The sequence below is a fragment of the Pseudomonadota bacterium genome (genome assembly GCA_026388215.1).
Taxonomy (GTDB): Bacteria; Desulfobacterota; Syntrophorhabdia; order Syntrophorhabdales; family Syntrophorhabdaceae; genus JAPLKF01.
Window position 1 is genome coordinate 1 of record JAPLKF010000032.1, and the last position, 7,854, is coordinate 7,854.

Here is a 7,854-nt window from a genome sequence, read left to right on the forward strand (position 1 = left end):
TTTTTTAGAGCCACGCTGCATCCAAATTCTACTACACCATTTTTCGACTTCTTTACATCCACGATTTCAGAATTTTTTATCATTTCCTCTATCTCGGCAACCTTCTTTTGAAGGAACTGGTACTCTTCCTTTGCCGCATCATATTCTGCATTTTCTGAGAGGTCTCCATGTCCCCTTGCTTCTTCAATGGCCTGCAAGATTTTTGGTCTTTTACTGTTCAGCAGGTATTCATGTTCCTTTTTAAGGTTCTCGTGACCTTCTCTTGTTATGGGAAATTTCATACACGCTCCGACAATATGTTTTAAGTCTAAAAAACTACAATGTTTATCATAAATTATCAACAAAAATCAGCCATCAGCCGCCAGCTATCAGCTATCAGCAGAGAAAAATTAAAATTTCAAACCTTTAAAAGCTGAATACTGATAGCTAAGAGCTTATAGCTCAAAACAACTAAACACTTGAAAAAGTACAGTCTTAAATTTTATAATAAGAGTCTATATGAAATTCGAAGACGGGCTGAAGAAACTTGAAGACATAGTAAAAACCCTCGATGCGGGAAATATCCCGCTCGACGAAGCCTTAAACCTCTTCAAGGAAGGCCTTTCTTTAACAAAGGAACTTTCAAAAAGGCTGGATGAAATAGAAAAGAAGGTCGAAATTCTTATAAAAAAGGAAAATGGGTCAGTAGAAAAAAGACCATTTCTCCAGGAAGAAGTTTAGTGGATCTAGGGACATACCTTCACGAAAAGAAGATTATTATTGAAGACACCTTAAGGGATATATGTTCGTCCTTCAGCACATCCCCGGGAATGTTAAGGGATGCTATGGAATACATGCTGTTCTCCAACGGAAAAAGAATAAGACCAATACTCGCTATAGCGGCATGTGAAGCAAAAGAAAAAAGCAGTGATGATTTACTTCCTTTTGCATGTGCTATTGAGATGATACATACATATTCCCTTATACATGACGACCTGCCAAGCATAGATAATGATGACCTGAGGCGTGGTAAACCAACGTGCCACAGGGTATTTGGTGAAGCAGTCGCTATCCTTGCAGGGGATGCACTTCTCACAGAAGCATTCAGGGTTATGGCTGACACCCGTTATACAGAAAGAATACATCCAAAGATTATAAAACAGATCATCTTTGAGATTGCAATGGCTGCTGGGACAGAAGGCATGGTGGGTGGTCAGGTTATGGATGTGCTCTATGATGGTAAAGAAGGAACAAAAAATATCCTCAATTTTATTCATATCCACAAAACCACAGCCTTGATAAGGGCATCAGTAAGGACAGGCTCAATAATAGGGGGAGCAAAAACAAAGGAATTAACAAGATTTACAAGATATGGTGAATGTATCGGTCTTGCCTTCCAGATAATGGATGATTTATTAGACGCCGAAGGCGATGAAGAAATAGTGGGAAAAAGATTAAAAAAGGATACGAGCAAACAGACCTACATAAAACACTATGGGATAGTGGCATCAAAGATCAGGTTAGAACAACTAATAGAGGAGGCTATAGAATCCGTAGAGTTTTTAGGAGGAAACTCAAAAATACTCGTAGAACTCGCAAGATTTATAGGTAATAGGGCTCTCTGATGTTCCTTGAAAAAATAAACTCCCCTGTAGATTTAAAAAGATTGAGTATCACAGAACTCGCTGAACTTGCAGAAGAGATAAGACCATATATTATAAAAACTGTCTCCAAAACAGGAGGGCATCTGGCTTCGAACCTCGGGGTAGTCGAACTTACGATAGCACTCCACTATGTATTTGATACACCCCTTGATAAGATTATATGGGATGTAGGCCATCAGTGTTATACCCATAAGATACTCACAGAGAGAAAAGAGAGATTCGAGACACTCCGACAGAATGGTGGGTTGAGTGGGTTCCCATGCAGGGGAGAAAGTGTTTATGATGTGTTCGACACAGGGCATGCAAGCAACTCAATATCGATTGCTGTTGGTCTTGCAGAAGCCAAAAAAAAGGAAGGTAAAACCCACAAAATTGTCGCGGTCATAGGAGATGGCTCGTTAACAGGGGGCATGTCTTTTGAAGCCATGAATCATGCAGGACATCTGAAAAGTGACATAATTGTAGTGCTTAATGACAACGAGATGTCTATATCCAAGAATATAGGCGCCCTCTCCTCATACCTGAATAGAATTATGACGGGCGAATTTGTGACTAATCTAAGGGAAAAGGTGAAAGACAGAATAAAAAACCTCCCGGCCCTTGGAGACAAAGTTTATAAAGCAGCAAGGCTCCTTGAAGAGACTGTAAAGGGGCTTATAACACCTGGGTTACTCTTTGAGGAGCTTGGTTTTCAATACTTTGGCCCTATAGATGGGCATAGCCTGAATCACCTTATAGAAAACTTAAGGAATATCAAACGGCTTAAGGGCCCTGTGCTGATTCATATCGTTACCAAGAAAGGGAAGGGATATACCCATGCAGAGGATGACCCTGCAAGATTCCACGGTATTTCAACCTTCGAGACGACAACAGGCAACTCTACCCACAACGGTCGTTATACCTATACAGACATCTTTGGTGATACAATCATTGAACTTGCCAAAAAGGATAAAAGGGTAATAGCCATTACCGCTGCTATGGGCCTTGGCACAGGTCTTGAGAAATTCTCACAGCTTTTCCCTGACAGGTTTTATGACATTGGCATTGCAGAACAACATGGAGTTACATTTGCAGCAGCCCTTGCCCTCGGAGGGTTCAGACCCTTTGTTGCAATATATTCCACCTTTCTTCAAAGGGCATACGACCAGGTTGTGATCGATGTCTGTCTTCAAAATCTTCCCGTTGTCTTTGCAGTGGACAGGGGCGGTATAGTCGGTCAGGACGGGCCTACCCACCATGGAGCCTTTGATATCTCTTACTTCAGACATATCCCCAATATGGTTGTGATAAGTCCAAAGGATGAAAATGAGCTTAAACAGATGCTCTACTCTGCGTATTCCTATGAGAGACCGGTTGCCATCCGCTATCCGAGAGGTGAAGCCCAGGGTGTCCCGATAGATGAAGATTTCAAGGAAATCCCGATTGGTAAATGGGAAATTCTAAAAGAGGGTGAAGATATTGCGATAATTGCCTGTGGTAACCAGGTCTACCCTTCACTTTCTGCGGCATCAGAACTCGAAGAAGAAGGTATACTATGTACTGTGATAAATGGTAGATTCATAAAACCTATGGACAGAGAGATGCTATCAGCCCTTTCAAAACATGCAAAGAAGATATTAACAGTCGAAGAGAATGCTATTATGGGAGGCTTCGGCAGCGGGGTATTGGAGATATTATCTGAAGAAGGGATAGCAGTGCCAGTCAAAAACATAGGCATTCCTGATACCTTTTTACCCCATGGTTCACAGAGCATGTTGAGAAAAAGCTTAGGCTTAGATAAGGAAGGGATTAAAAAGGCAGTAAGGCAGTGGCTAAAGAGAGAATAGATGTGATTCTCGCAAGGAGAGGTCTTGCCCCTTCAAAAGAAAAGGCAGGGGTGCTTGTTATGGCAGGGGAAATATATGTTGGGAAGGAACGTATTGCAAAGCCTGATAAAAAGATAGCAGATGATGCCCATATAGAAATAAGGAAAAACCCCATACCCTATGTAAGTTTCGGTGGGGTAAAACTTGAAGAGGCAATAAGGGCATTTGGAATAGACATAAGGAACAAAAAGGCACTGGATATAGGCTCATCAACAGGTGGTTTTGTTGACTGTCTTTTAAAATATGGGGCATCCACTGTGTATGCGATTGATGTCGGAGCCCATCAGCTCCACGAAAAGCTGAGAAAGGACAGAAGGGTTATCATTAAAGAAAATATAAACGCAAGATACTTAACATTAGAAGACATCGGGGAAAATGTAGATGTTATCACAATAGATGTATCCTTTATATCATTAAAAAAGATACTGCCTGCCATGATTCCCCTGATGAATGCTGGTGGGTTCATAATCTCACTTTTAAAACCCCAGTTTGAGGTAGGGAGGTTTGAGGTAGGCAAGGGTGGCATAGTAAAAGATGACGATAAAATCAAAAAGGTGATTGAGGATATAAAAATGTACGGGGAGGCTCTCGGTATAATACCTGTAAGTGTTGTTGAGTCACCGAGGGAAAAGGAAAAAAAGAACAGAGAATATTTTATATTATGGGAACTGCAAAAACCCCAAAACCAGTCAAATTCTTCGCAAGCATAATATTCAAAGACGAAGAATTTTTGCAGCCGGCAGAGGAAAATCTCAAGGCTTCTATAGGAGATATTGAGGAAAAGACTGCATTCATGCCTTTTTATCACACAAAGTACTATGAGGGCGAGATGGGAAAGGATCTCTCACGGTTTTTCATACTCTTTGAACCCTTGCTCCAGAGGGATACCCTGTTAGAAATGAAACTAAAAACGAATGATATAGAGCATCTCCTCTCAACAAACGGAAAGAGAACCATCAACATAGACCCCGGGTACATTGCCCTCGAGCATGTTGTACTCGCAACAACAAAGGGGTATACGCACAGAATCTATCTCGGAAAGGGGATATTTGCAGACCTGACCTTCATTTATAACGATGGAACATATAAGCCTCTTGAATGGACCTACCCGGATTATAGCAGTAAAGATATTATCTCCCTATTCAATAAATGGAGAGACCATTGCAAAAAAACATGTAAGCATTCAGCAATCAGCTTTCAGTAAAAAAAGACAAAAAGGCTGATGGTTAAAAGCTGATTAAGGAAAGGACACTGAAATGCCAAAAAGTATGACGGGATTTTCAAAGATAGAGATGGAATATGCGGAAGGAAAGATTTCCGGGGAGGCAAGGGCTCTCAACAACCGCTACCTTGAAATCAGCATAAAGCTTCCAAAAATTGACTACTCTTATGAACAAAGACTAAGGGAGCTTGTTAAACAACATGTCAAGAGGGGGAAGGTTGATATAACGATAAAATGGGAAAGATCAAGCGGCGAGTATAATGCCCCTAAAATTAATGAGAATACTGTTAAGCAATACATGGATATTATAAAAATATTAAAAGATGTCTTTGGATTAAAGGGTGACCTTACATTGGATACGGTTTTAAATTTCAGGGACATTGTCGTATACGAAGAGAACAATAATATTTCAGAAGATACACTGATGCTCTCATTCGAAAACTTACTAAAAAAACTGAACGAGGAGAGGACTAAAGAAGGAGAGGTCATTGAAAAAGACCTTTTGGACAGACTGGAAAGGATAACCTCGAACCTCTCTGAAATAGAGGGAAGATGGCCTCTTATTGTCAAGACCCATGAAGAAAAATTAAAGGAAAAGATCATTGAAATCACAAAATCGTCTTCTGTTGATGAGATTAGGGTGCTTCAGGAATTGGCTATCTATATGGAAAGACTTGACATATCAGAGGAAATTGTGAGATTGAAAGGGCATATAGATAATTTTAAGGATACCCTAAATTCTATCGATTCTGTAGGAAGAAAACTCGATTTTATTATACAGGAGATGGTAAGGGAGACAAACACCATTGGAAGCAAATCCAATGATTTATACATCAACGAAAGGGTTATTCAGATCAAAGTGGAAATAGAAAAGATGAGGGAACAGGTTCAAAATGTGGAATAAAATCTTTAAAAACGTTCGGGGTTCGGAGTTCAAGGTTCGGAGTTTTAAAAAATGAAAAGACAGACAGAGATTCCAAACAGAAAAGGGCAGTTGTTTGTGGTTTCGGGACCGTCTGGGGCTGGAAAAACCACACTTATAGATAAGTTTTTAAAAGAGGACAGCAACAGTGCATTCTCAATCTCTTATACTACAAGGCTAAAGAGGGAACAAGAGGTTGATGGGAAAGACTATTATTTTGTCGACACAGAAACATTTAAAGAGATGATAAAGAAAGAACATTTTCTTGAATGGGAACATGTATACGATTACCTTTACGGCACACCGAAGAAAAAGGTATTCGAAACATTACACAAAGGTATCGACATCTTTCTCGACATTGATGTGAAAGGGGCAATCAGTGTGAAAAAGAAATGTCCTGATGCATGCCTCATATTTGTCGAGCCCTCATCAAAAGAAGAACTGGTAAAAAGACTTTCTTTAAGAGGGGAAAAGGAGATTGATTCAAGGATGATAATCGTAGAAGAAGAGATTGAAAAAAAACGTTTATTCGAGTATAATATCATAAATGATAAACTCGACAGGGCCTATAAAGACTTTAAGAATGTTATAGAAAGAGTGAGGAGGAAAACTCATGGCAAGAATAACTGTTGAAGATTGCATGGACACAGTAGAAAATCGTTTTGAGCTTGTTCACCTGGCTGCAAAGAGAGCCAAACAACTAATAAAAGGGTCAAAACCCCTTGTAAAGTCCACAAATAAAGAGATTGTAACGGCATTAAGGGAGATTGCAGAAAAGCTTGTCTCTTTCGAAAAAAAGGAAGCCCTGGATAACCAGGAAGTGGCCTATCAACTATCCAATTTTGCCCCTTGACTGACAACAATCCTTCCTGGCCTTACTTTGCCCTGCTTTGTCCTGCTTTAGCAGGCTAAAATCTATAAATTTTTAAACCCCAGTTTAAAACAACAAAAAATATGTTCGTCTTTTGATTTAAGTCAAGGATTATCCCTTTTATACATGCTACATTAAACAATAATTTAAGGAAGGAAAGATGGCTGATGGCCTGGTGCTGGTAACTAAATAGAGGAGGAAGACATGAAAATTAAAAGAAAAATAGTGGAAATAGACAGAGAACGTTGCAATGGCTGTGGGCAATGTGTATCTGCCTGTGCCGAGGGGGCGATTGAATTAATAGACGGTAAGGCTAAACTTATATCCGATAAATACTGCGACGGGCTTGCCGCCTGTTTGGGAGAATGCCCGGAGGGAGCTATTAAAATCACAGAAAGGGAGGCAGAAACCTTTGACCCTGAGGCAGTAGAACACCACCTCAAACACAAAGAAGATTTTCAAATACTCACCACTCACCACTCAACACTCAACGCTGAAGTATTACCCTGTGGTTGTCCTTCAACCCATATACAGATGTTTTCCTCCCCCTGTAAAGAAGCAAATCAACCTGTTTCCCAAAAGAATACCATCTCAGCCCTCACACACTGGCCAGTCCAGATAAAACTTGTACCTCCAACTGCTCCATTCCTCAAGGGGGCTCATATCCTCGTAGCCGCAGATTGTACACCTGTTGCCTATCCAAACTTTCATAGTGATTTCCTGAAGGGCAGGATAGTATTAATTGGGTGCCCTAAATTTGATAACACTGAAGAATACGTCAATAAATTTGCAGAGATTTTTAAGCTTGCCAATATTCAGAATGTGACTGTCCTGACTATGGAAGTTCCCTGCTGTTCAAAGCTGCCAGCTATTATCCGGCAAGGGATGGAGATTGCCGGGAAAAATATCCCGATGGAAGTAATTGTTAGCACCAGGGGTAAAATCCTCTAGAATCTCCTACTATCTATTTAAAATTAAATTTAGTATAATGACCGGTGGAAGGTATCGTCAAAGGACTCATTGGTTAAGGGGTTAAAAAATTTGTGAGAACGGGAGGTTTTATCTTTTTCTCAGTACTGGCTATGCTCTCCCTTCTCGCTCTGGGTATTGTTAACGCCAAGGAAAAGGTTACAATAGGGGCTATAGAAGAAGTAATTCTCCTTCCATGGGGTGTGAGACTCCCCGCACGCATTGATACCGGGGCATCCACAACCTCTCTTGATGCGCGTGGACTTAAAATACAAAACAATATTGCGGAATTCAGGTTGCCAGACATGTACGGCGGTTTATTGCTAAGTCTACCTGTAGTAGACTGGCGGCATATTAGATCT

General features: G+C 40.4%; 11 protein-coding genes. 10 read left to right on the plus strand and 1 reads right to left on the minus strand.

Annotation, left to right across the window (positions count from 1 at the left end; translation table 11 throughout):
- On the minus strand, positions 1 to 281 hold a 281-nt coding region (locus tag NTU69_02455; GenBank protein ID MCX5802390.1), incomplete at its 3' end, for a transcription elongation factor GreA.
- 217 nt (positions 282 to 498) lie between these two features.
- Between NTU69_02455 and xseB the strand changes: the two genes are divergently transcribed.
- The 10 genes from xseB to NTU69_02505 all read left to right on the plus strand — a co-directional run.
- The gene (gene xseB / locus NTU69_02460; protein ID MCX5802391.1) at positions 499 to 720 is read left to right on the plus strand and encodes an exodeoxyribonuclease VII small subunit; all 222 of its coding nucleotides are present in this window, start codon (positions 499 to 501) and stop codon (positions 718 to 720) included.
- On the plus strand, positions 720 to 1,604 hold the full coding sequence (locus NTU69_02465) for a polyprenyl synthetase family protein (protein ID MCX5802392.1): 885 nt from the start codon (positions 720 to 722) through the stop codon (positions 1,602 to 1,604). The genes xseB and NTU69_02465 overlap by 1 nt, the downstream gene beginning before the upstream one ends.
- Entirely contained in the window at positions 1,604 to 3,469 is a 1,866-nt protein-coding gene (gene dxs / locus NTU69_02470) for a 1-deoxy-D-xylulose-5-phosphate synthase (GenBank protein MCX5802393.1), read from the plus strand. Before NTU69_02465 ends, dxs begins: the two co-directional genes overlap by 1 nt.
- A complete protein-coding gene (locus NTU69_02475; protein ID MCX5802394.1) occupies positions 3,451 to 4,218 on the plus strand; it encodes a TlyA family RNA methyltransferase in 768 nt (255 codons plus the stop codon). Before dxs ends, NTU69_02475 begins: the two co-directional genes overlap by 19 nt.
- Complete coding sequence (locus tag NTU69_02480; protein MCX5802395.1) at positions 4,170 to 4,712, plus strand: DUF4416 family protein; 543 nt, start codon at positions 4,170 to 4,172, stop codon at positions 4,710 to 4,712. The genes NTU69_02475 and NTU69_02480 overlap by 49 nt, the downstream gene beginning before the upstream one ends.
- A gap of 52 nt (positions 4,713 to 4,764) precedes the next feature.
- A complete protein-coding gene (locus NTU69_02485; GenBank protein ID MCX5802396.1) occupies positions 4,765 to 5,634 on the plus strand; it encodes a YicC family protein in 870 nt (289 codons plus the stop codon).
- 51 nt (positions 5,635 to 5,685) lie between these two features.
- Entirely contained in the window at positions 5,686 to 6,285 is a 600-nt protein-coding gene (gene gmk / locus NTU69_02490; protein MCX5802397.1) for a guanylate kinase, read from the plus strand.
- Entirely contained in the window at positions 6,266 to 6,505 is a 240-nt protein-coding gene (rpoZ, locus tag NTU69_02495; protein MCX5802398.1) for a DNA-directed RNA polymerase subunit omega, read from the plus strand. The genes gmk and rpoZ overlap by 20 nt, the downstream gene beginning before the upstream one ends.
- 222 nt (positions 6,506 to 6,727) lie before the next feature.
- The gene (locus NTU69_02500) at positions 6,728 to 7,474 is read left to right on the plus strand and encodes a 4Fe-4S binding protein (protein MCX5802399.1); all 747 of its coding nucleotides are present in this window, start codon (positions 6,728 to 6,730) and stop codon (positions 7,472 to 7,474) included.
- Positions 7,475 to 7,566: 92 nt separating this feature from the next.
- A partial coding sequence (locus tag NTU69_02505) for a RimK/LysX family protein (protein MCX5802400.1) occupies positions 7,567 to 7,854 on the plus strand: 288 nt, incomplete at its 3' end.